General features: G+C 70.8%; 2 protein-coding genes. One reads left to right on the top strand and one right to left on the bottom strand.

Translation table 11 applies throughout. The annotated features are described in order from the left end of the window. Positions 1–487, bottom strand: a 487-nt coding sequence (locus Q7W29_12985; GenBank protein MDO9172734.1) for an alpha/beta fold hydrolase, incomplete at its 3' end; no start/stop codon positions are given. A 102-nt stretch (positions 488–589) separates the two neighbouring features. Between Q7W29_12985 and Q7W29_12980 the strand changes: the two genes are divergently transcribed. After that, positions 590–1,122, top strand: a 533-nt coding sequence (locus tag Q7W29_12980; protein ID MDO9172733.1) for a biotin/lipoyl-binding protein, incomplete at its 3' end; no start/stop codon positions are given.

The raw sequence follows: 1,122 nt of genomic DNA, 5'->3' as shown, positions 1-1,122 counted from the left end.
TGGCGCCCCCCAGCGAGTGGCCGAAGATGTAGCGCGGTCGACCGGGGTACTGTTGCCCCAGCCAGTTCCAGGCGGCCCGGGCGTCTTCGTAGGCCATGGTTTCCGAGGGCAGCCCGGACGAGCTCTTGCCGAAGCCGCGGTAGTCGATCGCCAGCACCGAAAAGCCCAGTTCCTGCATGCGGCGCGCGCGGAAGGCCGAGCCGGTGACGTTGAAGCGCGCACCGTGCAGGTAGAGCAGCACGGGGGCGTCCGCTCGCGTGGTGAAGTTCTCGTGGGCCAGCCACAGGCCATGCAGCTTCACCGGCTGCCCCGTTTCCTGCGACTGGAAGTTGATCCAGACATCGTCCATGCCGGCCGCGGCCTCTTCCCCGCGCCACCAGCTGCGGTCCGAGGGCTGGAAGATCCAGGCGCGTTGCCGCTGGTCGAGGGTGGCACAGCCGGTCAGCACGGCGGCTGTGGCAAACAGGACGATCAGGAGGCGCTTCATGGCAAGGAGTGATGCGACCCGACCTGAAAAGTTCAAGGCAGAATGAACAAAGCCAGCGGAGCGCCTACCCCCCCCGCCGGGACCCCAACGGACGACCAGCCCATGACCGACAGTGTGTTCAACCGCATCATCCACCGCGTACCAGACCGGGCCGCGGTGCTGGCCCTGGTTGCCGGACTGGTGGCCTGCGGTGAGGCGCCGTCAGCGGGCTGGTCGGGTTATGTCGAGGGCGACTATGTGCATGTTTCGTCGCCGGTGGGTGGGCGGCTCGACACGCTGACCGTGCGGGCAGGCGACCGGGTCCGCCAGGGCGATGCGCTGTTCGCGCTGGACGCGCAGGCCGAACAGGCGGCGCAGGCCGAAGCCCAGGCACGCCTGGCCGGCGCGCAGGCCCAGGCCGCCAACACCACCAAAGGCCGGCGCAGCGACGAGGTGGCGGTGACCCGTGCCCAGCTGGCGCAGGCCCGGGCCCAGGGCGCGCTGGCGCAGACCGCGTGGGCGCGTCAGCGGGATCTGGTGGCCCAGGGTTTTGTGTCGCAGGCCAGCCAGGACGCCGCCAAGGCCGCGCTGGACCAGGCGAACGCCCGGGTCGCCGAGCTGGAGGCGGCCTTGCGTGTGGCGGCCCTGCCGGCGCG

The organism is bacterium, assembly GCA_030654305.1.
Classification (GTDB): Bacteria; Krumholzibacteriota; Krumholzibacteriia; order LZORAL124-64-63; family LZORAL124-64-63; genus PNOJ01.
Note: the sequence above shows the minus strand (reverse complement) of the source record. Positions and strands in the feature narration are given on the sequence as shown.